The organism is Paraburkholderia hiiakae (assembly GCF_904848665.1).
GTDB lineage: Bacteria > Pseudomonadota > Gammaproteobacteria > Burkholderiales > Burkholderiaceae > Paraburkholderia > Paraburkholderia hiiakae.
On the sequence record NZ_CAJHCQ010000020.1, the window covers coordinates 116,568 to 139,862 of the forward strand.

The 23,295-nt window shown below is 63.2% G+C and carries 21 protein-coding genes; 17 read left to right on the forward strand and 4 right to left on the reverse strand.

All coding sequences use genetic code 11. The features are described 5' to 3' along the window. The first annotated feature begins 1 nt into the window (after position 1). The 3 genes from JMY28_RS30205 to JMY28_RS30215 all read left to right on the forward strand — a co-directional run bounded on the left by JMY28_RS30205 (position 2) and on the right by JMY28_RS30215 (position 2,838). Entirely contained in the window at positions 2–1,279 is a 1,278-nt protein-coding gene (locus JMY28_RS30205; protein ID WP_236597112.1) for an SEL1-like repeat protein, read from the forward strand. 236 nt (positions 1,280–1,515) lie between these two features. Next, entirely contained in the window at positions 1,516–1,824 is a 309-nt protein-coding gene (locus tag JMY28_RS30210) for a hypothetical protein (protein WP_201699579.1), read from the forward strand. 114 nt (positions 1,825–1,938) lie between these two features. Further along, positions 1,939–2,838, forward strand: coding sequence for a glutamate/aspartate ABC transporter substrate-binding protein (locus tag JMY28_RS30215; protein ID WP_201699580.1), 900 nt, complete (start codon positions 1,939–1,941; stop codon positions 2,836–2,838). A gap of 49 nt (positions 2,839–2,887) precedes the next feature. Here the strand turns inward: JMY28_RS30215 and JMY28_RS30220 are convergent, their stop codons facing one another. Next, complete coding sequence (locus JMY28_RS30220; RefSeq protein ID WP_201699581.1) at positions 2,888–4,189, reverse strand: gallate dioxygenase; 1,302 nt, start codon at positions 4,187–4,189, stop codon at positions 2,888–2,890. A gap of 108 nt (positions 4,190–4,297) precedes the next feature. Between JMY28_RS30220 and JMY28_RS30225 the strand changes: the two genes are divergently transcribed. The 4 genes from JMY28_RS30225 (at position 4,298) to JMY28_RS30240 (ending at position 9,438) form a co-directional block, all read left to right on the forward strand. Then, positions 4,298–5,299 carry a LysR substrate-binding domain-containing protein gene (locus JMY28_RS30225; RefSeq protein WP_201699582.1) on the forward strand — a complete coding sequence of 334 codons (1,002 nt, stop codon included), beginning with the start codon at positions 4,298–4,300 and terminating at the stop codon, positions 5,297–5,299. A gap of 376 nt (positions 5,300–5,675) precedes the next feature. After that, positions 5,676–7,907: a TonB-dependent receptor gene (locus JMY28_RS30230; RefSeq protein WP_201699583.1), complete on the forward strand. Its 2,232-nt coding sequence runs from the start codon at positions 5,676–5,678 to the stop codon at positions 7,905–7,907. A 140-nt stretch (positions 7,908–8,047) separates the two neighbouring features. Further along, positions 8,048–8,731, forward strand: coding sequence for a Fe2+-dependent dioxygenase (locus JMY28_RS30235; RefSeq protein WP_201699584.1), 684 nt, complete (start codon positions 8,048–8,050; stop codon positions 8,729–8,731). Continuing rightward, a complete protein-coding gene (locus tag JMY28_RS30240; protein WP_201699585.1) occupies positions 8,728–9,438 on the forward strand; it encodes a PepSY-associated TM helix domain-containing protein in 711 nt (236 codons plus the stop codon). Before JMY28_RS30235 ends, JMY28_RS30240 begins: the two co-directional genes overlap by 4 nt. A gap of 61 nt (positions 9,439–9,499) precedes the next feature. Here JMY28_RS30240 and cobF read toward each other — a convergent pair whose 3' ends face one another. Then, the gene (gene cobF / locus JMY28_RS30245; RefSeq protein WP_201699586.1) at positions 9,500–10,273 is read right to left on the reverse strand and encodes a precorrin-6A synthase (deacetylating); all 774 of its coding nucleotides are present in this window, start codon (positions 10,271–10,273) and stop codon (positions 9,500–9,502) included. Positions 10,274–10,434: 161 nt separating this feature from the next. Here cobF and JMY28_RS30250 point away from each other — a divergent pair, with 161 nt between their 5' ends. Next, positions 10,435–11,022 carry a LysE family translocator gene (locus JMY28_RS30250; protein ID WP_201699587.1) on the forward strand — a complete coding sequence of 196 codons (588 nt, stop codon included), beginning with the start codon at positions 10,435–10,437 and terminating at the stop codon, positions 11,020–11,022. Between the two features lie 16 nt (positions 11,023–11,038). Here the strand turns inward: JMY28_RS30250 and JMY28_RS30255 are convergent, their stop codons facing one another. Then, on the reverse strand, positions 11,039–11,866 hold the full coding sequence (locus tag JMY28_RS30255) for an AraC family transcriptional regulator (protein ID WP_201699588.1): 828 nt from the start codon (positions 11,864–11,866) through the stop codon (positions 11,039–11,041). 136 nt (positions 11,867–12,002) lie between these two features. Here JMY28_RS30255 and JMY28_RS30260 point away from each other — a divergent pair, with 136 nt between their 5' ends. The 7 genes from JMY28_RS30260 (at position 12,003) to JMY28_RS30290 (ending at position 18,957) form a co-directional block, all read left to right on the forward strand. Beyond that, complete coding sequence (locus JMY28_RS30260; protein WP_201699589.1) at positions 12,003–12,545, forward strand: GNAT family N-acetyltransferase; 543 nt, start codon at positions 12,003–12,005, stop codon at positions 12,543–12,545. Positions 12,546–12,747: 202 nt separating this feature from the next. Then, positions 12,748–15,117, forward strand: coding sequence for a HAMP domain-containing protein (locus tag JMY28_RS30265; protein WP_201699590.1), 2,370 nt, complete (start codon positions 12,748–12,750; stop codon positions 15,115–15,117). A gap of 3 nt (positions 15,118–15,120) precedes the next feature. Continuing rightward, positions 15,121–15,882: a methyl-accepting chemotaxis protein gene (locus JMY28_RS30270; RefSeq protein WP_201699591.1), complete on the forward strand. Its 762-nt coding sequence runs from the start codon at positions 15,121–15,123 to the stop codon at positions 15,880–15,882. Further along, the gene (locus tag JMY28_RS30275; RefSeq protein WP_201699592.1) at positions 15,879–16,412 is read left to right on the forward strand and encodes a hypothetical protein; all 534 of its coding nucleotides are present in this window, start codon (positions 15,879–15,881) and stop codon (positions 16,410–16,412) included. The genes JMY28_RS30270 and JMY28_RS30275 overlap by 4 nt, the downstream gene beginning before the upstream one ends. Before the next feature lie 17 nt (positions 16,413–16,429). Then, positions 16,430–17,416 carry a chemotaxis protein CheX gene (locus tag JMY28_RS30280; protein WP_201699593.1) on the forward strand — a complete coding sequence of 329 codons (987 nt, stop codon included), beginning with the start codon at positions 16,430–16,432 and terminating at the stop codon, positions 17,414–17,416. A gap of 40 nt (positions 17,417–17,456) precedes the next feature. Next, positions 17,457–17,822, forward strand: a complete 366-nt coding sequence (locus JMY28_RS30285; RefSeq protein WP_028207929.1) for a response regulator — start codon at positions 17,457–17,459, stop codon at positions 17,820–17,822. Between the two features lie 199 nt (positions 17,823–18,021). After that, positions 18,022–18,957 carry a phosphotransferase family protein gene (locus JMY28_RS30290; protein WP_201699594.1) on the forward strand — a complete coding sequence of 312 codons (936 nt, stop codon included), beginning with the start codon at positions 18,022–18,024 and terminating at the stop codon, positions 18,955–18,957. 10 nt (positions 18,958–18,967) lie between these two features. Here JMY28_RS30290 and JMY28_RS30295 read toward each other — a convergent pair whose 3' ends face one another. Further along, positions 18,968–21,301: an FdhF/YdeP family oxidoreductase gene (locus JMY28_RS30295; RefSeq protein WP_201699595.1), complete on the reverse strand. Its 2,334-nt coding sequence runs from the start codon at positions 21,299–21,301 to the stop codon at positions 18,968–18,970. 192 nt (positions 21,302–21,493) lie between these two features. On the opposite strand from JMY28_RS30295, the gene JMY28_RS30300 reads away from it, so the two are divergent. Together JMY28_RS30300 and JMY28_RS30305 are read left to right on the forward strand one after the other, a co-directional pair. Continuing rightward, entirely contained in the window at positions 21,494–22,966 is a 1,473-nt protein-coding gene (locus tag JMY28_RS30300) for an aminotransferase-like domain-containing protein (protein WP_201699596.1), read from the forward strand. A gap of 11 nt (positions 22,967–22,977) precedes the next feature. Further along, complete coding sequence (locus JMY28_RS30305; protein ID WP_201699597.1) at positions 22,978–23,295, forward strand: helix-turn-helix domain-containing protein; 318 nt, start codon at positions 22,978–22,980, stop codon at positions 23,293–23,295.

Consider the following 23,295-nt stretch of genomic DNA (forward strand, 5'->3'; position numbering starts at 1 on the left):
CGTGAGAACACTGATTATTACGCTGGTGCTGGCAGGGCTGCTCTGCGCGTGCTCAAACAAGGAGAATGGTGTGCCAACCCAGGCCGACATGAATGCTGCACACTCGAGGCTCGCATTTACCTGCACCCACGAAGCGGATCACTTGCCGATGCTCGACCCGCAGGCCGATGTGCTTTTCCAGTACGGATTGTTCGTCGAAAAGAAGCCCGGTCCAAAGGACTTCAATACCGCTGCCCGCTATTACCGGATCGCCGCCGCGCACGGTCACTACAAGGCCAACAACAATCTGCAACTGCTGGTGTCCACGGGCCTGGCTTCCTCCCCCGATGCGCCTCGTGAAACCATCGACCTTGCCGAGCAGTTGATCACGGCTGGTGTTCCTGGTGGTTATTACGACATGGGCCACTACCTCGAACTTGGCTATGGTGTGGTCAAGGACGGGAAGAAGGCGCTGGTTTTTATACGCAAGGCGGCGGACCTTGGTAGTCCCGAAGCCCAAGCCTATGTTGCTGAGTTGCTTGCACCAGCAGACAGGGCACCGGAGATTGCAATGCAGATGCGCCAGTGCGCCGCCAGCCAGGGAAGTGGGGCAGCCGCAGTAGACCTCGGTATGGACTTTAAGGATAAGGGGGAATTTCGAAGCGCAGTTGGAGCATTCCAATTGGGTGTGAAGAACGGAAGCACTCAATCAGCGTTTGGCCTATGGAATAGCTTTATTGCGAAGCCTTCAAACGAACTTTACTACTTAGGCTTGGCGCTAGACGCGGAGCGGTCCAAACGATACAGAACCATCTTGCTTTTTTTGCGTGCCAACGACGGCCTGAATCCCAAGGTGCCGGACATCGACCAGATCGTGCCGCTGCCTCCCGCGAAGCTGCCGCCGTGGGACGGCACGTTCCAGTGGCAGAAGGAACAAGACGCCGCCACGCCGCCGCCGAAGCCTGCCGAATCGCTCGTCGCAAGACTGGCCCGCGAGAAGAACCTCGATCCCGCGACGGGCCTGCCGCTCGCGCCAGCCAAAAGCGCGCAGGCTGAACGCGTGCCGCTGGGTACTGAAGCGTGCACGGGCGAGGTTTGCCCGCAGGACGGCATGTGGTCCATTCCCCATATTGCGTTAGCCACACCGGAAGCAACCTGCTACATCCGCAAGGGCGAGGTCATGCCCCACCTTTCCTTTCTAGGGAGCAGAGGGATACCGTTCGTGGATGCGCTGCTGGGCAGGCCCTTGCATACGCGGGCGGAGACGTGGACATTGGTGTCCTATGAAAAGTTGGTGTGATACAAGACGCAAAGAAAATCACGAGAGCTGAATTGCCTGTCCTGACGCGTCACCCATCGATAACTCGGCCGTGCATCTATGTAAAGCCCGAAACAGCGCGCGCCAATTCACTACTCTTTAGCACTAGCTCAGTGAGCCATGACCGGCCTCGATCGCTGCACCAGTTTTCGGGATGAGCGATTTCGAGCCGATGCGAAGATAGCCGCCCCTGGTCCCCTTGCCCGCTGGTCCTCGCAATGAAACTCCCCATGCTTTTCAAGTCGCTTTTCGATTTCGAAGCGGACAACGCAGCGCTGGATGTGACGCCCGAGCCGTCAGTTGAGCCGAATCCTCAACCGCACTCCGTCCCGAAACCACAACCCGAATCCATTCAGACCGACGAAGCGAGGCATGACCCCGACCCGCTGCTCGACAGTATCGACGCCCTCGGCAAGATCGTGCTTGCGCTCGACGCGCAGCTTCGCGCCGAGCGTTCCAGTAGCGCTCAGCTGCGTAGTTGCATGAATGACGAGCTGGCGGCGCTTCGAACGGCGCTCCTTCAGTAGCGACTTAACCTTGAGTTATATCGACGCAACCGATTTCAATTGCCACCTCGCTTCGAGGCATGAATACTCGAGTGCGGCGCACGAAGCGCCGCCCGACCATCTGGAGGAGACTTAATGAAAAAAGTTGCAACGCTCGCGGCAGTCGTCATGGGATGCACGTATCTCGCGCCGGTTCAGGCGCAAGATGCCACGAGCGCAACCCTGAAAAAAATCCGCGATACAGGTGTGATTTCCCTGGGCGTACGGGAATCGTCGGTGCCGTTCTCCTACTACGACAGCCAGCAGCGCACGATCGGCTACGCCCAGGATATCGCGCTGGAGATCGTCGACGAGGTGAAAAAGGAACTTAAGCTCGACAAGCTCACGGTCAAGGAAATTCCGATCACTTCGCAGAACCGCATTACGCTGGTCCAGAACGGCACGATCGATATCGAGTGCGGTTCGACCACGCACACCAGGGATCGCGACAACCAGGTTGCGTTCACGAACAGCTTCTTTCAGTACGGCGTGCGCCTGATTGCGAAGAAGGATTCCGGGATCAAGGACTTTCCCGATCTCGCAGGCAAGACCGTTGTGACCACGGCGGGAACGTCGGAGGACAGGCTGCTGCGCGAGATGAACAACGACAAGAAGATGGGCATGCAACTCATCGCGGCTAAAGACCACGCGGAGTCATTTCTCAACGTGAAGACCGGACGTGCGGTCGCATTCGTCATGGACGAGCCGCTGTTGTACGGCGCGCGGGCCAAGGAGGCGAACCCGCAGGACTACGTGATCACTGGCACGCCACCGCTCTCCGAGGTTTATGGCTGCATGGTGCGCAAAGACGACCCCGTCTTCAAGAAGTTGGCCGATCGCGTGATCGCTCGCATGCAAACTTCGGGTGAAGCGCAACGGCTGTACACGAAGTGGTTTACGCAGCCTGTTCCGCCCAAGGGGATGAACCTGAACTATCCGTTGTCCAATGAGAATCGGGAGCTGTTTGCGCATCCGAATGATCGGGCGCTTGATTGATTGCAGGTTCGCGTATTAGCGCGGCGGCCGCACCCGAGCGGCCGCCAACTTACGCAGACTCCGCTTCCCCTTCCTGCCATTCCTCGGCGGCCTGCGCATCGCCCGCCACCGAGTAGAGTACCCGCGTATTGCGCGTCTTGAGGAAATCTTCGAGCGTCTCCCCACGCATGGCCGCGTAGATGTGAAGGTTCGAAGTCCCAACGACTGCGCCAAGCTTTTCGAGCATGAAGAAGATCACGCCATAGTGAATCAGCCCGCGCCAGTCGCGCCGGCGCACGAGATCCTTTTCCTCTTCGGTCAGGCCGGCCTCGGCAAACGAGCGCTCCGGGTTCGCAAGAAACGCGCGCCGATGCCCCTCGTCGATCATCGCGTGCAGATACTTGTTCAGCCGGTACGCCTTCACGCTTGATTCGAGCCCGAACGGATACGTGCCCGTAAGCTTTTCCGCCCCCGCCAGTTGCCGCGCCATGTGCTGGCGGTGCCGCGCCTGCGCCTCACCCGCTGGCGCCATCGCCGAGTTTTCGAGCACGAGTGTGCCGATGCCCGTCATCGAGGGTAGGTAGTAGCCGCTGTGCACTTTCTTCACGTTACCGCTCAGCGCGCCGCGCATGAGCAGCCACATGATGACTTCGGCGCCTTCGAGCCCGCCCAGTTGCGCGTACTCCGCGTGCGTCATTTCGGCGAGCGCTTCCGGGTCGTTCGTGATGGCGTCGAGGAAGCGGTGGTCCCAGTCCACGTTGTTGAAGCCGGCGTGTTCGCCGTGCACCTGGTGCGAGAGGCCGCCGGTAGCCATCACCACCACGCGCAGGTCCTCGGGGAAGCTCTCAATCGCGCGGCGCAGCGCCTGGCCGAGTTTGAAGCAACGGCGGGCGGTGGGAATCGGGAACTGCAGCACGCCCACCTGCAGCGGCACCACGCGCGTCGGCCAGCCCGTTTCCGTGCGCTCGAGCAGCGCCGACATCGGCGAGAAGAAACCGTGGTCGAGCGGCTTGTCCTGGAAGAACGACATGTCGAACTCGTCGCTCATGAGGCTCGTGCCGATATGCCGCGCGAGCGCCGCGTGTCCGCCAATGCCGGGCAGGTCGCGCACGCCGCCGCCTTCGTCTGCGACCTGGTATTCGTTGCCGATGCCGAGCGCGAACGCCGAGTAGTGGTCGAAGAAGAACGACGTCACGTGGTCGTTGTAGACGTAGACGATGGCGTCGGGCTGCCGTTCGCGCAGCCAGCGCTTGACTGGCTCGAAGCGCTCGAAGATCGGCGCCCAGGCCGGATCCTTCTCCTTGTGCGCGTCGTGCGCGAAGCCGATGGTCGGGGTGTGCGAAACGGCGATGCCGCCAACGATCGTGGCCATGTCTCCCTGCTCCTTGTTTGCGGGTGATTGATGTCGATGGCGCCAATGTAGGGTTGACGGGAGGTTATGTAAATTGACTTATTCGCGAAAATTCCATAACTTCAGATTATGGAAAATAAAGAATCCCCGCAGCGCGCGAAGGCCGACATCGATGCAGACGCCGCTCGCGAAGCGGCAGACGAGGCTCAGCGGCAACTCGCGTCGAGGCTGCGCCTGCGGCATTTGAACTGTTTCGTGGCGATTGCCCAGGAGCGCACGCTCGCGCGCGCGGCGGCGCGTTTGCATTTGAGCCAGCCAGCCGTTTCGAAGACGCTCGTGGAACTCGAGCAATGGGCGGGCGCGCGTCTCGTCGAACGCGGCAGAAACGGCGCGGCGTTAACAGTGCAGGGCGAGCGCTTCCTGCGCTATGCGCTCGACGCGACGCGCGCCGTCGAGGCATCGGCCCTCGCACTCGCACGGCAGGACGCGCATGCAGCGCCAGCGGTGCGCCTGGGCGCGTTGCCAACCGTGGCAACGGCGCTGCTGCCAAAAGCCCTCCTGCGTTTCAAGGCGTTGCGCCCGCAAGTGGGCGTGAAAGTTCATACCGACTCGAATGCCGAGCTACTGCGTGCGGTGAAGGCAGGCGACCTCGACCTGATGGTGGGGCGAATGGCCGAGCCGGCGATGTTGCAGGGCGTGTCGTTCGAATATCTCTACACGGAGTCGCTCCTCGTCGTCGTGCGTGCGGGGCATCCGCTTGCGAACGAAAACGGTGCGCCCGCGCTCGGTGTCGTGCTCGGCTTTCCGCTCGTGATCGCGGGCGAGCGCACCGCGCCGCGCCATCACACCGAGGCGTTTTTCGAAACGCATGGTTTCGCTCTGCCGGAAGGCGCGATCGAAACGCAATCGGCTTCTGTGGCGCGCTTGATCGTTGCAGGTTCGGACGCCGTGTGGATCGTGCCGCAGCGGGTCGCGCAGAGCGACATCGACGCTGGGGTGCTCGTGCAGATCGACGTGCCGGCCCCTCAGGGCGTGGAGCCGATCGGTATTCTTCGGCGCAGCACCGCTACGCTCGACGAAGCGATTGGCGCACTCGCGCAGCAATTGCGCGAATGCGCTCAAGCGGCGTAGTGCATGGCATCGCCATTTAATTCGAAATGCGAATTAAATGGCGCACCCCAGGCAAAATTAATCAGATGAATCCAGTGATCATCGGCTTGATTTGAATCGCGAAAATTACATTTACCTTAACGATGACGCGCCTTTCCGATCACACCACCAAACTGTTGCACAAACACCGAAACCAATTGAAAGGGAATGAAACATATGGAATGATATCGATTCTCATTACCGCGGAGCCTTCCGCGGCCAAACAACAACACCAGCCAGCCTAGCGTCGTTTCCCCTCGGTTCTTACGGGGCGGCCCAGCCAGCCAATCCACCCGCGTCGTCCGCGCCAGTTTGCGCGCGTCGCACGGCCGGGTCGTATGCCTTGCACAGGGACCTCATGTTGAACCGGACGCCGCTCGCGAGTGCGCTCGCGCTGACCTTTGCTGTACCTTTCGCTTCGTCTGCACTCGCGCAAAGTGCGCCTGTCGTCGCAACTGCTGCAACTGCCGCTTCGGGGGCGGCCGCCGCGCAGAGCAATCAGACGATCCAGACCGCGCAGGCGGCAAGCGCCACGAACAACGCCACATTGCCCACGATCTCTGTGTCGGGGAAAAGCGATGCTCAGGATTTCCAGGCCGACACCTCGACCGTTGGCGCGAAGACGCCCACGGCGCTGCGTGACATTCCGCAGTCGGTCACGGTGATCAACAAGGCCGTGATGCAGTCGCAGGGCGCCACCTCGTTCCAGGACGCGCTGCGCAACGCGCCCGGCATCACGATCGGCGGCGCGGAAGGCGGCCAGATCGGCAACAACATCAACCTGCGCGGTTTCACGGCGCAAAACGACATTTACCTCGACGGCTTTCGCGACCGCAACCAGTACTACCGCGACACCTTCGACCTCGAATCGATCGAAGTGCTCTACGGTCCGTCGTCGATGCTGTTCGGCCGCGGCTCCACGGGCGGCGTGATCAACCAGGTCACGAAGCAGGCGAACCTCAAGCCGCTCACCGAAGTATCGACCACCATCGGCACCGACGACCGCTATCGCGCGACGCTCGACGTGAACCGTCCGATCGGCGATCACGCTGCATTCCGTCTCAACGCGTTCGGTCAGTCGATGGGCTCGACGCGCGACGTGATGAAGAACAAGGACTACGGCTTCGCGCCCGAACTGCGCTTCGGCATCGGCACGCCGACCGAGGTGACGATCTCGGCGCTCATTCAGCACAACTACGATATGCCGGACTACGGCGTGCAGGCGATCAACGGCCGTCCGTTCGCGCCTTCGAAGAGCACGTTCTACGGTCTCACCGACGACCGCACGATCCAGGACGTGCAGATCGTTCAGGCGCGCGTGGATCATCGTTTCAACGACCAGTTCAAGATCACCAACCAGACGCAGTTCTCGCACTCGCTCACCGACGCGCGCGAGACCGCGCCTGGTGCGGTGCTAACGGGCCCGCTCTCTTCGAGCACGGCGCTCAAGAACGGCAATTTCACGAACCTGCCGCTCGAAGATCTGTACATCAAACTTGCGAGCCACGACCGCGTGATCGAGAACCACTCGATCTATAACGATACGATGGCGCAATACAAGTTCACCACGGGCTTCCTGAAGCACGAGATGCTCGCGGGCATCGAGGTGGGACACGACAGCTATACGAATCAGGCCTACACGCGCAACAACCTGCCGATTCTCTCGCTCCTCGATCCGGTCTATATTTCGACGCCATCGAATGTCACGACCACGGTGGGCAATCACGCGGAATCTGGCGCGACCACGCTCGCGGCGTACTTCAACGAAACGATGTCGATCGGGGAACACTGGAAGATCATTGGCGGCGTGCGTTGGGATCGCTTCCAGGCGCATATTGCCAACACGATCAGTTTGCCGGCCTACGCAGACCAGACCAATACGTTCACGAGCGTTCGCGCCGGCGCGATTTATCAGCCGACCGATTGGCAGTCGTATTACTTCTCGTACGGCACATCGTTCGATCCGTCGCTCGAAGCGCTCACGGTCACGAACAACACGCAGAACCTCGCGCCCGAGAGCACCAAGTCGTATGAAGTGGGCGCGAAGTGGGACCTGCTGGGCGGAAATCTTTCGGTTACCTCAGCATTCTTCCAGCAGGAGATGGACAACGCGCGCACGCAAACCGCGACGGGCGAATACACGCTTTCTGGCGATATTCGCGTGCGCGGTTTCCAGGCGGGCGCAACGGGCCACATCACCAACAAGTGGCAGGTGTTCGCGGGCTACACGTATATGGACGGCGTGATTCTCAAGGCGCTCGACGGCACCCAGGGCAACACGCCGGCCAACACGCCGCGCAATACCTTCACGCTGTGGACCACGTATGCGTTCACGCCGCATTGGGAAATCGGCGGCGGACCGACCTACATGTCGGCGCGCTACGCGGCAAACACGAACTATGTGGAGACGGGCGGCTACACGCGCTGGGACGCGATGGCCGAGTACCACGAAAAGAAGTGGGACGTGCGGCTGAATCTGCTGAATCTGACCAACAAGTTCTACTATGACGCCCTCATCCCGTCGGACGGCGGCCGTTCGGTGCCGGGCATTGGCCGCACGTTCCTCGCGACGGCCGACTACCGGTTCTGACGCCGACGCATTACGCGTGCGCCGTGTTTTTTGCGTGCCGTCACGCGAAGCCCGCATAATGCGGGCTTTTTGCGTAACTGTGTGCAGGCGCACGAACGCGGCCGCTTTGCCGCTTATGCGGCACAACGAAGGAATTGACGATGCTGGTTCACGTCCCTGATGTACTGACGCCCGAGCAGGTGCACGCGCTGCGCGCGCGGCTCGACAATGCAGGCGACGCCTGGGTGGACGGCCGCGCGACGGCCGGCTGGTCCGGCGCGCCCGTGAAGCGCAACGTGCAGATCGCCGAGCACACGCCCATCGCACGGGAGCTTGGCGACATGGTGCTCGCGGCCATCGAACGCAATCCGCTCTTCATCAGCGCGGCGCTGCCCAACCAGGTGTATCCGCCGCTCTTCAACCGCTATGAAGGCGGCATGACGTTCGGCAGCCACGTGGACGGCGCCGTGCGTGTGCTGCCCAACGGCGTGAAGCTGCGCACCGATGTTTCGTGCACGCTATTTCTCTCCTCGCCCGACGAATACGAGGGCGGCGAGCTGGTGATCGAAGACACCTATGGCGTGCAGGAGGTGAAGCTGCCGGCGGGTGACTTGATTGTGTATCCGGCCACGAGCCTGCACCAGGTCACGCCGGTCACGCGCGGCGCGCGCGTGGCGAGCTTCTTCTGGGTGCAAAGCCTCGTGCGCGACGACACGAAGCGCGCGCTGCTCTTCGACATGGACACCGCTATCCAGCGCCTCAACGCGAGCGACGCCGACGCCCAGGCGCGGCGCAGCCTCGTGGGCTGCTACCACAATCTTTTGCGACTTTGGAGTGAAACATGAGCTTTCCCGATACCGCCGAGATCGATGCGCCGGCAACGTCGCGCACACGTCTCGACGCCGAACAGCGCGACGAGCGCGCGAAGCGTTCGCGCCGCGCGACCTTCATCAAGTGGCTGCGCAAGGTGCACGGCTGGGTGGGTCTGTGGGGCGCGGCGCTCGGCCTGCTGTTCGGTGCAACGGGCTTCGTGCTGAACCATCGCACCGAGCCGCTGCGTATTTCGCCGGGCGCGCCGCAGGTTTCGACCGTGCAGCTCGCGGTGCCCGATCCGGCGCCCGAAACGCCGCGCGAGATGGTCAAGTGGTTGCGCTCGCAACCGGACCTGAAGCTGCCAGAACGCATGGGCCGCGTGCAGAAGGAGCCTGAACACGAGGTGGCGTGGGGCGATCGTGAAGTCGTACAGCCCGAGCATTGGCAGATGATGTTCACGTCGCCGGGCGAGAGCGTGATGGTCGAGTACTGGGTGGGCAACGACAAGCTCACGCTCAAGCGCAACGATAACTCGCTCGTTTCGACGATCACGAACCTGCACAAGGGCGTGGGCATGAGCGTGGGCTGGGTGCTGTTCATCGACAGCTTCGCCGGGGCGCTCATTCTGCTTTCGCTCACGGGCGTGCTGCTGTGGACGGAACTGAACAGGCGCAAAACGGTGGGCGCCGTGCTGTTGTTCGGCTCGATTATCATGGCGGTGTGCGTGGGGCTGGCGTAAGCCCCGACGCGTGAACCAGACAACGGGCGCGCGAACGTCAAGGTTCGATCGCGCGCTGCTTTCAGTCTTTCACGTCGCGCTTGCGTAGCAAATACGTATCCATGATCCATCCGTGCGCCTCGCGCGCTTGTGCGCGAACACGGACGATCTCGTCTTTCACGTCTTCCAGGCGGCCCGACATCAGGATTTCGTCGGGCGTGCCGACATACGCGCCCCAGTAGATATCGAGGTCTTCACCTGCGAGTTGCGCATACGCGTTTTGCGCGTCGAGCATGACCACCGCGCTTTCCACGTCCTGCGGAAAGCCACCCTCCGCGAGCCGCCTTCCCGTCGTGATGCTCACCGGCTTGCCAATGAAGTTGAGCGGCACGCGATGCTTCGCCGCGAGCGCCTGTACGCTGCTAATGCCCGGAATCACCTCGAAGTCGAACGCCAGCCTGCCATCGGCGAGAATGGCATCAAGAATGCGGATCGTGCTGTCGTAGAGCGACGGATCGCCCCATACGAGAAACGCGCCGCATTGGCCGTCCGTCAATTCTTCTTCGATCAGGCGCTCGAATACGCGCTGCTTGTCGCGGTTGAGTTCGTCCACGGCGGCCTTGTAATCGAGGCCCTCTTCGCGACGCCGCTCGGGGCTTGTCGCTTCCACGATTCGATAGTCGTGGTCCTTGATGAAGCGCGCGCAGATTTCCTTGCGCAGCGCGACGAGTTTGTCCTTGGCAGCGCCCTTGTCCATCACGAAGAACACGTCGGCGGCGTTGAGCGCTTCGATTGCCTGCACGGTCAGGTAGTTCGGGTCGCCCGCGCCGATGCCGATGATAAGGATCTTTTTCACGTTGCAGTTCCGGAAAGGGAGTCGTCGGTGCGGCGCAATGATAGCGCGAGTTCCGCGCTGTGCCGTGGCCGCCGACAGGGGCAATTTTCTTCAATACGCCAGCGACGCGTGCGTCTACCCTCGACGCTTACTGATCCCCAATGGGCGTAGCGAGGAAAACTGTGAGCACTGCCTTGTCGATGGCCGCCTTCGCGCTGGCCACTTCCATCACCCCTGGACCCGTCAACATCGTCGCGCTGAGCGCGGGCGCGCGCTACGGGCTGCGCGCGAGCCTGCGCCACGTTACCGGCGCGACCGTGGGCTTCGCAGGTCTGTTGCTGCTGATCGGCCTTGGCATGCACGAATTGTTAATGCGCGTGCCGTTTCTCACGCGCGCGCTCGAATGGGCGGGCGTGGCTTTCCTGCTGTACGTCGCGTACCGCCTCGCCACCGACGATGGCCGTATCGGCTCCCCGAACGCGTCGCGCGGTCCCTCGCTGATGGTGGGCGCCACGATGCAATGGCTCAATCCCAAGGCGTGGCTCGCTTCGGTGGCGGGCATGGGCTTATATGCGGCTTCTGGCGAGACGGCGCTTGTCTGGCAGTTTGCTGCGATCTATCTCGTCGTGTGCTATGTGTCGATTGCGTGCTGGGCGTGGGCGGGCGCGTCGCTGCGCCACGCTTTGCGCGAACCGTCGCGTGTGCGTTTCGTGAACCGCACCATGGCATTGGTGCTTGCGGGCAGTGCGGTTTGGCTGGTGCTCGCCTGAATGCGCGACGACTGCGTTAGCCGCGATATTGGCCGGGTGTTGCGGCAACGAATTGACGGAACGCGCGCTGCAAATGCGCCTGATCGGCGAAACCGGCCTCGGCCGCGACGTCCGCAATGGCGTGCCCGCGGCGCAGTTGCGCGCGGCTGAACTCAATACGGCGGTTCACGACATACGCGTGCGGTGTCATACCGTATTGCTCGCGAAACGCGCGTATGAGGTACGAGGGCGAAAGATCGGCGGCGGCGCAAATCTCTTCGAGCTTGAGCGTGCGGGTGTAATTGCCGTCGATGAACTCTGCGGCGCGCGCGAGGCGTTCGTTCGGTTCGCGCGTGCTGACCGGCGCAGGGTTGAGGGACTGCTGGAGCCTCGCGAAATACGCCACGACCGCGCATTCCTTGCGCAACGCCGACTCGTGCGGATCGACGAGCAGGTCGTAGAGCGCGTTGAGCCCTTCGAATAAATCGCGCTCCCAGCTCAAGGTTTGTTCGAATGGGCGGAAACCTTCGTGCGCGCCGAAACCTAAATCGTGTTGCAGCTTCGCGAGCCACGCCGTGTCGAGATAGAACATGCGGTAGGCCCAGGGCTCGTCCGCGGCCGGGTTACACGCGTGCACGACTTCCGGGTTGATGACCACTACCGCGCCCGCGCTGATGTGGGAGAGCGTGCTCCCGTTCAGGTAGGTGCTGCGCCCGCCCGTGACCGCGCCGACCGAGAACGTGCTGTGCGCGTGGCGGCCATAACGGACCTTGCGTCCGTCGGTGATTGCGCGCACTTCGATGAACGGCAGGTCTGCGTCGCGCCAGAAGTAGGGTTGCGCGTCGGGCGTTGCGGATTGCGGCATGAGAGACCCCGAAGTGATGCTGCGCGCATGATGCGACCCGGAAGTCCCATATTAGCGCAAGGCGAGAAGGCCGGGGGACGTGATAGGCTTGCCTGAATCGCATGAGTCATTCTCTCTTCATTGCCAGGCACTCCACATGAACGATACGAAGCCGATGAATATAACGATTCGCCCGTTGAACGAGCAGGACGCCGACGCCTTTCACGCCATGCGTTTGTACGCGACCGAAAATTATCCCGCCGGTATCGTGCCGACCTATGAGGAAGAATCCAGGCGGACGCCCGAAGAAAGCAGGGCCGTGGTGCGCGCCACGGACGACCGCATCGTATTCGGCGCATTCGCTGGCGACAAGCTCACTGGAATCACAGGGCTCATGCGCGATCCGCGCCAGAAGCTCGCGCACAAGGGGCTCATCTGGGGCGTCTTTGTCGATCCGGCATGGCGGGGCGCCGGTATGGCCAGGCAATTGATGGAGGGCGTCATCGCTCACGCTCGCGCGCTCGGTTTGCTACAAGTGCAACTGGTGGTGAGTGTGTTGAACCCCCGCGCCCAGGCGCTGTATCGCTCATGCGGTTTCGTGCGCTATGGCGTCGAACCGCGCGGCCTCTGCATCGACGGCGAATACGCCGACGACGAACTCATGGTGCTGTTTCTCGACGACCCGGCAGTGCCCGACTAAGCGCAACGCCTGTGCCGCTCAGTGCACAAAAGACCGCGGCCATCAAGTGTGGTGTAACGCGCAGCGCAGCCGGCCGAATCATGCTTAGTCATCATTTCGTCATACCTAAACGTCGATAATCCACCGCGAATAAATTGGCCATCGTGTCTTGAGCCGCGCAACCATAGCGCGGCCGGCGCGACGAAGGCCCGGGGATTTCGACATGACCATTCGTCACCGCATTACGCTACTCATCGTCCTGATGTTCGTCGCGTTGTCCGCCATCGGCGGCTACGCGGCCTATCAGGCCCGCCGCAGCGCCAGCGACGTCCGCCAGGTTACTCAGGGCGTCGTGCCGAGCGCCCTCGCATCATCCGACCTCGTGGCGCTCGTGAAAGACGTGCAGCTCGCCACCATGACGCTCGTCTACGCACCCGACGCCACGGTCGCGTCGCTCGCGCAGAGCGAACTCAAGGACAAGGAAGCCGCGTTGCGCGCCGCGCTCGACGTGCAGCGCAACGCCGCAGCGAGCCACGCGCAGGAAGGCCTCGTCTCGCAGGCGCAGGAAAGCCTCGCGAACTACTTCTCCGCGATCGACGACACAGCGAAGATGAAGGCGAGCGGCAAGAACGAACTCGCGCAGGCCTATCTTTTCGCGAACGTCGCGCAGTATCGCGACGAACTCGAAGGCATCGTCACGACGATGCGCGTGGAAAAGAACCGCCAGAAAGATGACGCGATCCGCACGCTCAACAGCACGCTCGACACCACGACGAGTGCCATTGCCGGCGTGACGGGCGGCGCGGTGCTGCTGCTCACGCTGATCGGCGCGCTGCTGTACCGCCAGATCACTCGCCCGCTTTCGCGCATGCAGGGCATGATGAGCGAAATCGCGTCGAGCCAGGACTTCACGCGCCGCGTGCCCGTGGGCCGCATGGACGAAATCGGTCATTCGATCGTCGCCTTCAATGGCATGATCGAGAAGATCCAGCACAGCTCCGCGCAGCTCAAACGCAAGACCGCCGACATTCAGGCGATGCTGCAGAACATGCAGCAGGGCATTCTCACGGTCGTCGAAGGCGCGACGATTCACAACGAATATTCGGCGTATCTAGAGGCAATCTTCGAAACGAACGCGATTGCGGGCCGCTCGCTCATGGACCTCGTGTTTTCGCAGACGGATCTCGACGCCGACACGCTCGCGCAGATCGACGCCGCCGTGCATGCGTGCCTTGGCGAAGACGATGTGAACTTCGCGTTCAATCAGCATCTGCTCGTCAATGAAATCACGCGCACGCTGCCCGATGGCCGTGCGAAGGTGCTCGACCTGAGCTGGTCGGCGATTACCGACGAAAATGACGTGGTCGTGCGCCTCATGCTGTGCGTGCGCGACGTGACGGAACTGCGCGAACTCGCTGCCGAAGCCGGCGAACAAAAGCGTCGCCTCGAAATGATCGGCGAGATTCTCGCGGTGAGCGAGGAGAAGTTTCAGCATTTCGTCGATAGCTCAACGAGCTTCATTCACGAGAACGAGCACATCATTCGCCAGCACGACTGCGCGGATACGAGCGCGATTGCGGCGCTGTTCCGCAATATGCACACGATCAAGGGCAACGCGCGCACGTACAGCTTGCAGCATCTCACAGGCGTAGTGCACGAAGTCGAGCAGCGCTACGACGCGCTGCGCCGCGAAGACACAGGCCACACGTGGGACCAGCAGGCGCTGATCGCCGATCTGGAGCGTGTGAAGGCGGCGCTCGAGCACTATTCGAACATCAACGAGGTGAGCCTTGGGCGCGGCACGCGTGCGGCTGGTGTACCGAACGGCGCGGTGAGTCTCACCGTCACGCGCGAAGCGATCGAACAGACACTGCGCATCGTCGATCGCACCGACGACAACGACCTGCCCGCACTTCGCGCGATGCGTGCCGAATTGCGCACCACGCTGCTCGCGATCGGCACCGAGCGAGTGGCCGATGCGCTCGCGGGCGTGACCGGCTCGCTGCCCTCGCTGGCTCAGGAACTCGGCAAGGCCGAACCGGTGGTGAAGATCGAGGACAACGGTTATCGCCTGCGCAGCGAGGCTGCCGGCACGGTGAAGAACGTGTTCATGCACCTGCTGCGCAACTCGCTCGACCATGGCATCGAAATGCCGGCGCAACGCCGCGCAATCGGCAAGGACGAGTCGGGTCACATCGACATCGACATGAACGTGCAGAACGGCGCACTGTACATGACGCTCGCCGACGACGGCCGCGGCCTCGCGCTCGCGCGCATTCGCAGCATCGCGGTGGAGCGCGGCTGGCTTCAAGCGTATGAAGCGGTGAGCGACGAGGCGATCGCGGCGTTCATTTTCCGCCCCGGTTTTTCGACGGCCACGAACGTGACCGAAGTCTCGGGCCGCGGTGTGGGCATGGACGCGGTGCGTGATTTCCTCGACCGCGAGGGCGGTGCAATCGAACTGCGTTTCACTGACGAGCGCCGGGGCGCCGATTACCGGCACTTCGAGACTGTCGTGCGTTTGCCGCAGCAGTGGGCAGTGAAGATCGCGGATGCAACGCAAGCAAAGCAAGAAGAAGCGCTGGCAGGCTAGCGCATGGCGGGGGTGGCAGTGGTCTTACCGTATTTGATCGAAGGCGCGGCTATCGTCGCGTTGGCGGCCGGCGTGGTCGCGCTGTGGCACAGGCATGCGCAAGCGCGGGCAGCACACGCGATGCGTGCGCAGGAAGCGGCGCACGCCGACGCGCTATCCCAGGCGCAAGCGCGCCACGCGGCGCAGCAGGAAGACGCGACGCGTGAACACGCAGCCTTGGCCGCGCAGGTCGAATCGTTGCGCGCGGAACTCGCCCAGCGCCGATCCGTGGCCGATGCGCTCGAAGCGGCGCTCGCCAGCGAGCGCGCGCAGCGTGACGACGCCATGCAGCACGCGGCGCGTATTGCGAGCGAGGCCTCGCGCCTGAAGCTCATGTCGTCGACGTTCGAGCGCTGGCACGAGCAGATGATCTCGCTGATGGCGCAGAACAACGACATGCACAAGAAGAACCAGGAGCTGTCGTCGATTGTGAGCCATGTGCTCATCGTCTCCCTCAACGCTTCCATCGAAGCGGCGCGCGCGGGCGCGGCGGGACGCGGCTTCTCGATCGTGGCGGGCGAGGTGCGCTCGCTCGCCACGCGCTCGCAGGAACTGTCGAAGAGCTATCGCGACAGCTTGAACCGCAACGACCTGATCACGGCCGCGACGTTCCAGGACATCCAGGCGGGCGGCAAGATGATCGCGGCGACGCTCGCGAGCGTGGAAGCCTCGTCGCAACAGCTGCATCATCAGCTCGAAGCGACGCGCGCCGGGACGCACGCATGATTGGCACGCACGCGAAGGACAGCATCGAGCGGATTTTTTTCGCGGCGGCGCGCATGCGTCTCGTGACCGACGCCCAGCACAGCTGCGAAATCGAGCCTCGTGTGGGCGAGGCGCCCCAAGGCGAGCACCTGGTCATCCTGACGATTTCATCGATGCAGTTCCGCCTGCTCTTGCTCCTGCACTTCGAAGACGACGAGCGCACGCAGCGCTACTACGTGGGCGACGCCTCGCGCGCGCTCACCGAATGCTTCATGGAGTTCGGCAACCTGTGCTGCGGGGCGATGAACCAGCAACTGGTCGAGCATTTCCCCGACCTCGGCATGTCGACGCCCTATGCGCTCAGCAGCGGATGCCTGCCGTATCTGCGCGAATTGAAGCCGGATTACGTGCAGTCGTACGCACTCGCGATCGATCACGACGTGCGGCTCGGCGCCACGCTGTGTGTATGCACGCAGGCGCCGCTCGATTTCGTGGCGAGCACCGCTGCCGTCCAAGCGCACGACAGCGCGGGTGAACTCGAATTGTTTTGAAGGCAGAGAAAGGAAACATGAACACGAACAAGCCAGTCAGCAAGCTGTTGCTGCTGGAAAGCGATACGGCGCGAGCTGAGGCCATTGCGCAAACTGCAGCCGCACACGATTGCGTGTGCGTGCCGGTGCGCCGCGAAGCGCTCTCGGCGGCGCTGAAGACGCACTACGATCTGGGCGGCGTGCTGCTGGGCGAGGACTTTGGCGGCTCGCTCGAGGCGGCGGCGGCGGTGGCCGTCGCGCTCGAAGCCGAGCGCCCCGAACTGCCGGTTGTGTTGCGGCACACCGCAAACGAGCACAGCGATGCATTGCCCGAACCATTGCGCCGCTTGCCGTGCGCAAGGTGGCACGAAAGCGATGCCGAAACGCTGATCGCGGCGCTCGAAGCGCATGTGTTCTCGCACGACTACCCGGACCCGCTCGTCGACGGCATCACCGACATGACGCTCGGGCGCCTGCGCGGCCTCTTTCCCAGTCTCGAAGTGAACTGGGACACGCCGAGTATCGTGCGCGACCGCATCATCTTCGGCGAGGTGCTGACGCTCATCCCGATCGAGACGGCATGGTGCCGTGGCTGGCTCCTGATGCAGACCGAGGAGACGCCGCTGATCGAACTGCTGCCGCCGCGCGCGGGCCGCGACGAAGCGAGCGACTTCCGCGACGTGAATGGCGTGCTCGCCGAACTCACGAATCTCGTGTGGGGTGCGTTTCGCAACCGCTATCTGGGCAACGCACGCGCTGCCGACGCAGCGGGTTGGGGCCGCGCGCAGGTGCAGGTGCCGCTGCTTATCAATCATCGGCGGCGCTATTTGTCGTTTGGCTCGGACAATCCGCAGTTGTGCATCAAGTACCGGCTCGCGTGCCCGAATACAGGCCGCGAAGTGGTGATCGACCAGCGGTTCGTGTTCAGCCTCGGCTGGTCGCGCGAAGGGTTTGACGAGACGGCCGCGCAGGCCGCGGCGGCCGCCGTTGAAGAGCAGGCCAGCGGCGAACTCGAATTATTTTGATCAAAGACGCGCCATTCGCGGCGCGAAGGAGAGGAACAGCATGGCAAAGATTCTGGTGGTGGACGATTCGAGCACGGTGCGCGACGAAGTGGCCGGTTTTCTGCGCAAGAACGGCCTGGACGTGGACACGGCGGTGGACGGCAAGGACGGCCTCGCGAAACTGCGCTCGAACCCGGGCGTCAAGCTCGTGGTGAGCGACGTGAACATGCCGAACATGGATGGCCTCACGATGGTCGAGAAGATTCGCAGCGAGCTGGCGAACACGGCCGTGAACGTGGTGATGCTGACGACGGAAAGCAGCCCTGCCATGAAGGAGCGCGGCAAGGCGGCCGGCGTGCGCGGCTGGATCGTGAAGCCTTTCAAGGGTGAAGCGGTACTGGAAACGTTTCGAAAGCTAGCTAACTGATTTCTTGCGGCGCCGCATTTCACCGCATTACATTCCATAACCGCGGCAGCGCATTGTGTCGTGCGCAAAGCCTCGAGTGTTACGGCGTTATAAAACCCAATAGATTGCCCATTGTTGCCGCGTGGTCGCGCTGCTCTAATCCGCCGTTCCCTATGCACGGAGCGGTCGGATTATGGGCGAATCGGAGGCGATCGCAAGCTTGGCTGTTCCGTTGTGGGCGCAGCGCGCACTAGGCGCGCCGCCACTCGCACTGGAGCGTCAGTGGCTGCTATCGCAAAGCGGCAACGAAGTGTATCGCGCGCGTATGCCGGACGGCAGCTCTCGTGTGCTGCGAATCAGCCCGCATGCGCGCGCGTTCGTGCACACGGGCGCGAATCTCGGTGTGCTGCGCGAACTGGGTTTGCCCGTGCAGACCGTGCTTGCCGAAGGCGCCACGCCCACGGGTGCGGCTTTTATCGTGCTTGACTGGCTGCCTGGGCGCGACCTTTATTATGTGTTGCCGGAACTGAGCGGCGCGCAGGCGGCGCGAATTGCTGCGACCGTGACGGATTTCCAGCACCGCGTTGCCGCGCGCGAAGCGCCGGCAAATGGGGGCTTCGGTTGGGTTTCGCTGTTCGGCGCGCGCCGCAATCGCGCGCGCTGGACCGATATCTTCGGCGAGCCCGCGCCGCGCAATGTTCACGTCGAGATGCGCGATCGCCCCGACGCCACGCCACTCGACCATTGCCGCGGCCGCCTGGGGCTGTTGCGCGCCTCGCTGGAAGATTATTTCGCTGCGCTCACGCCGGTCTGCTTTCTGCACGATCTGACGATCAAGAACGTACTTGTTAAGGATGGCGAATTAAGCGGCTTGATTGATTTCGATTCCGTTTGCTATGGCGATCCGCTGATGGTGCTTGGTGTCACGCTTGCGCATCTTGAAGCCGACGTGGGCGAGGCGGGGCGGATCTATGGTGAGGCGCTGCTGCAGTGCTGGCAGCCGCAGGGCGCGCAGAGGCGCGCGACGGGTTTCTACGCCTCGCTTTGGGCCACGGGCTTTCTCGCCGTCGCGCATGACGCGGGCGATGCCGAGCGGGTTCAGGCACTCACGCCTGTCGTCGAGCGGCTCCTAGCGATGGCCGAAGGAGCCGCGTAGGCCACGCCCCTCAGGCTGCCGCGAGCACAGCGTCGGCCGATACGTGCGCCTTCGCCGGGCTCAGCAGCACAGGAATCGACTTCGAAGTCGGCGTGCCCGCACCATCGGCGACGGACGAGAGCGGCACGAGCGGATTGGTCTCGGGATAGTAGGCGCCGAGGCAGCCGCGCGGAATGTCGTACTCCACGAGCATGAAGTCCTCGACATGGCGTTCCACGCCGTCGTCCCACACGCTCGTGATGTCCACGTGCTGGCCCGGTTCGAAGCCGAGCATCGCCATGTCCTCGCGGTTCGCGAACAGCACGCGGCGCAGGCCGTATACGCCGCGATAACGGTCGTCGAGACCATAGATCGTTGTGTTGTACTGATCGTGAGAGCGCGTGGTCATGAGCGTCATGAGCCGCGGACCATGCTCGGCGCGCGCGCGGTGAATGGGCGTATCGAGTGCGATGGCGTGCACGACGAACTGCGCCTTGTTGCTAGGCGTCTTCCACACGCGATCGCGCGAGGCCACGCCCAGGTGGAAGCCACCCGGGTGCTTCAGGCGCTCGTTGTAGTTTTCGAAGCCGTCGAACACTTTCTCGATGCCGTCGCGGATCTTCGCGTAGTCGGCGGCGAGGTCGAGCCAGTCCACCTTGTCGCTGCCGAGCGTGGCATGCGCCATGCGCGCGACGATGGCGATTTCCGAAAGCAGGTTCGTCGAAGCGGGCCGGTTCATGCCGTACGAGATGTGCACCATGCTCATCGAGTCCTCGACGCTCACGCCCTGCGGCACACCGTTTTGCAGGTCGATCTCGGTGCGGCCGAGGGTGGGCAGAATGAGCGCGTCGTGGCCGTGAACCAGATGGCTGCGGTTGAGCTTCGTCGTCACGTGCACCGTGAGTGCGCACGCGCGCATGGCTTCCCACGTACGCGGCGTGTCGGGCGTGGCGATCGAAAAGTTGCCTCCGAGACCAATGAACACCTTCACGTGGCCTTCGAGCATCGCGTGAATGGTTTCCACGACGTCATAGCCGTGCTCGCGCGGCGGCTCGAAATCATAGGCGTTGCCGAGGCGGTCGAGAAACGCCTGCGTGGGCTTTTCCTCGATGCCGACCGTGCGGTCGCCCTGCACGTTCGAATGGCCGCGCACGGGGCACAGGCCGGCGCCACGGCGGCCAATATTCCCGCGCATCATCATGAGGTTCGAAAGCAACTGGATCGTCGCCACCGAATTCTTGTGCTGCGTGAGGCCCATGCCCCACGTCGAAATGACCGCACGGCCCTTGACGTAGATATCGGCGAGCTTGAGCACTTCCTCGATCGGCACACCCGCTTCGGTCACGATGGTGTCCCACGATTCGGCGCGCAAATCGGCGGCGAAGGCGTCGAAGCCAACGCAATGCTCGGCGATGAAATCGACATCGAGCACGCGCTCCGTACCGTTCGCGAGGGCTTCGTCGTCGAGTTCGATCACGCGCTTGGCCACGCCCTTGATGAGCGCGAAGTCGCCGCCCACGCGCGGGCGGATGAACACGGAGCTGATTTGCACGCCCTTGGGCGAGAGCATGTCGAGCGTGTGCTGTGGGCTCGCGAAGCGCTCCAGTCCGCGCTCCTTCAACGGATTGATCGAGACGATGGTCGCGCCGCGCTTCGCGCATTCGCGCAACTCGCCGAGCATGCGCGGATGGTTCGTCGCCGGGTTCTGGCCGAAGATGAGGAGCGTGTCGGCGTGCTCGAAGTCGTCGAGCGTGACCGTCCCCTTGCCGATGCCGACCGTACCCGGCAGGCCGCGGCTCGTGGCCTCGTGGCACATGTTCGAGCAGTCGGGGAAGTTGTTCGTGCCGTACATGCGCACGAAGAGCTGGTAGAGGAACGCGGCCTCGTTGCTCGCGCGCCCCGACGTGTAGAACGCGGCACGATTCGGGTCGTCGAGCGCGTTCAGGTGCTTCGCGATCAGCTTGAACGCATCGTTCCACTCGATCGGCACGTAGCGGTCCCGCAGCGCGTCGTAGACGAGCGGATCGGTCAGGCGGCCATGCTGCTCCAGTTCGTAGTCCGATTGCGCCATCAGCTCGCTTACGGTGTGCTCCTGGAAGAACCGGGGCGTCACACGCTTGCTGGTCGCCTCCGCCGCCACGGCCTTCACGCCGTTTTCGCAGAATTCGAACGTGGACGCGTGCTCGCGGTCGGGCCATGCGCAACCGGGGCAGTCGAAGCCGTCGGGCTGGTTCTGCTTGAGCAGGGTGCGGTAATTGCCGCCCGTCACCTTCTCCTTGATGAGGTTGATGGCGACCTGCTTGAGCGCGCCCCAGCCAGCGGCGGGGTGGTGATACGGCTCGATGCGACCTTGCGGCTTCTTCATGATGCGGTTGGCTTTTCGTCTTCCAGGGCGGTCTGCCCGATGACCCAAGGCTACTGTGTTCCTGTGCCCCCGGAGATCACAGAAAAACCAAAAAGCAAGGGATACAGTTGCGGCGTTTTGTCATAGACTTGCCAGGATCGGCCGCGCGCGAGTGGCCCGATCCCCTTCCGCCTGACTGGACCTAAGCCGAACGTGACCCGCTACGAGCAACTCGCCGACGATATCGAAGCCGCTGTGCGCCGCGGCGTGTTCGGCCCCGGCGAGCGCATTCTCTCCGTGCGCCGCGCGAGCGAGCAACACGGCGTGAGCATCAAGACGGTGCTGCGCGCCTATGCGCTGCTGGAAAGCCGCAGCGTGATCGAGTCGCGGCCGCAATCGGGTTATTTCGTGCGTGCGCGCGTGGGCGCGCCACAAGGGCGCGGCGCGGTGGGCGCACAAGGCCCACAGGACAAGGACGCGATGTCTGCGGGCAAGCCGCGCCGCGCGAGCGCGCCGAGGCAGCCCGTGCCCGCGAACGTGGACGTGAGCCGGCTCGTGCTTTCCACGTTGCGCAGCATCGGCGCGCAGGACGCCGTCCCGCTCGGCTCGCCGTACCCGGACCCGGCGCTGTTCCCCTGGCGGCGCATCAACCAGTACGCCAACGCCATCGCGCGCCGCCATGCGAGCTGGAACCTCATCGACGACCTGCCGCCAGGCAACCCCGAGCTGATCCGCCAGATCGCGCGGCGCTACGCCGAAAATGGCGTGAGCGTCGATCCCGAGGAAATCGTCATCACCGTGGGCGCGACCGAGGCGATCAACCTGAGCCTGCAGGCAGTGGCCAAGCCGGGCGACACGGTGGCCGTCGAATCGCCCACCTACTACGCGATGCTGCACGCCATCGAGCGTCTGGGCATGCGAGCCATCGAAGTGAGCACGCATGCTGATACCGGCATCGACCTCGACGCGCTCGCGCGCGTGCTCGCGCGCCAGAAGGTGGCGGCCTGCATGGTGATGCCGAACTTCCAGAATCCGCTCGGTTTTCGCATGCCCGACGCGCACAAGGCGCGGCTCGTGGCGCTCGCCGAAGCGCACGATTTGCCCGTGATCGAGAACGACGTCTATCAGGAACTGTACTTCGGGCAGACGCGGCCTTCCACGCTCAAGCAGTTCGACACGCGCGGCCTCGTGCTGCATTGCGCCTCGTTCTCGAAGAGCCTTTCGGCCTCGTACCGCATTGGCTGGGCGCTGCCGGGCCGTTACCGCGCGCAGGTCGAAAAGCTCAAGTTCCTCAATACGCTCACGACACCCTCGGTTCCCCAGGTGGCGCTGGCCGACTACTTGCGCCACGATGGCTACGACCGCCACCTGCGCCGCGTGCGGCGCTTCTACCGGCAACAGGCGCGGCTCATGCGGGCGATGATCGAGCGCTTCTTCCCCGCGGGCACGCGCACCTCGGAGCCGCAAGGCGGCTACGTGCTGTGGGTGGAACTGCCGCCGCGCGTCGATTCGATGCGGCTCTATCAGGCGGCGCTCGCGCAAGGCATTACCATCGGGCCCGGCTACATGTTCTCGATGCGCAACGAGTATCACCACTACATCCGGCTGAACTACAGCTACCCATGGAACGCGCAGACCGAAGCCGCGCTGAAGACGCTAGGCGAAATGGTCGCGAAGATGGCATGAGGAGACAGACGATGAATGCAGATGAAGAGCGCGAAGACGCCGACACCGACGAGTCGGGCGTCGACCCGGTGCTGATTGCTGTGCTCGAGCAGTTGTGGCGCGCGCAATGCGAGCAACACGACCAGCCTGAGCGCCAGGGCCGCGCGTGGTCGCTCGCGAAACTCTCGAAGCAGGCTGGCGTACCGATGAGCGGATTGCGCAGACAATTGACGGCGCTCGTGGACAGCGGCCTCGTGGTGACGACGCAGGCCGAAGATGGGACCGGCACGGCGAGTTTGTCCGACGAGGGGCGAGCGTTTTGTGCGGAGGTGTTCGGCGAGGTCGACTGA

What these genes read in the sequence shown, in the direction of transcription:
- JMY28_RS30230 (WP_201699583.1), top strand. Translation starts at nt 5,676, where the DNA reads ATGTTGAACCGGACGCCGCTCGCGAGTGCGCTCGCGCTGACCTTTGCT.
- JMY28_RS30275 (WP_201699592.1), top strand. Translation starts at nt 15,879, where the DNA reads ATGATTGGCACGCACGCGAAGGACAGCATCGAGCGGATTTTTTTCGCG.
- JMY28_RS30215 (WP_201699580.1), top strand. Translation starts at nt 1,939, where the DNA reads ATGAAAAAAGTTGCAACGCTCGCGGCAGTCGTCATGGGATGCACGTAT.
- JMY28_RS30295 (WP_201699595.1), bottom strand. Translation starts at nt 21,301, where the DNA reads ATGAAGAAGCCGCAAGGTCGCATCGAGCCGTATCACCACCCCGCCGCT.
- JMY28_RS30270 (WP_201699591.1), top strand. Translation starts at nt 15,121, where the DNA reads ATGGCGGGGGTGGCAGTGGTCTTACCGTATTTGATCGAAGGCGCGGCT.
- JMY28_RS30260 (WP_201699589.1), top strand. Translation starts at nt 12,003, where the DNA reads ATGAACGATACGAAGCCGATGAATATAACGATTCGCCCGTTGAACGAG.
- JMY28_RS30210 (WP_201699579.1), top strand. Translation starts at nt 1,516, where the DNA reads ATGAAACTCCCCATGCTTTTCAAGTCGCTTTTCGATTTCGAAGCGGAC.
- JMY28_RS30255 (WP_201699588.1), bottom strand. Translation starts at nt 11,866, where the DNA reads ATGCCGCAATCCGCAACGCCCGACGCGCAACCCTACTTCTGGCGCGAC.
- JMY28_RS30280 (WP_201699593.1), top strand. Translation starts at nt 16,430, where the DNA reads ATGAACACGAACAAGCCAGTCAGCAAGCTGTTGCTGCTGGAAAGCGAT.
- JMY28_RS30225 (WP_201699582.1), top strand. Translation starts at nt 4,298, where the DNA reads ATGGAAAATAAAGAATCCCCGCAGCGCGCGAAGGCCGACATCGATGCA.
- JMY28_RS30265 (WP_201699590.1), top strand. Translation starts at nt 12,748, where the DNA reads ATGACCATTCGTCACCGCATTACGCTACTCATCGTCCTGATGTTCGTC.
- JMY28_RS30235 (WP_201699584.1), top strand. Translation starts at nt 8,048, where the DNA reads ATGCTGGTTCACGTCCCTGATGTACTGACGCCCGAGCAGGTGCACGCG.
- JMY28_RS30285 (WP_028207929.1), top strand. Translation starts at nt 17,457, where the DNA reads ATGGCAAAGATTCTGGTGGTGGACGATTCGAGCACGGTGCGCGACGAA.
- JMY28_RS30240 (WP_201699585.1), top strand. Translation starts at nt 8,728, where the DNA reads ATGAGCTTTCCCGATACCGCCGAGATCGATGCGCCGGCAACGTCGCGC.
- JMY28_RS30305 (WP_201699597.1), top strand. Translation starts at nt 22,978, where the DNA reads ATGAATGCAGATGAAGAGCGCGAAGACGCCGACACCGACGAGTCGGGC.
- JMY28_RS30220 (WP_201699581.1), bottom strand. Translation starts at nt 4,189, where the DNA reads ATGGCCACGATCGTTGGCGGCATCGCCGTTTCGCACACCCCGACCATC.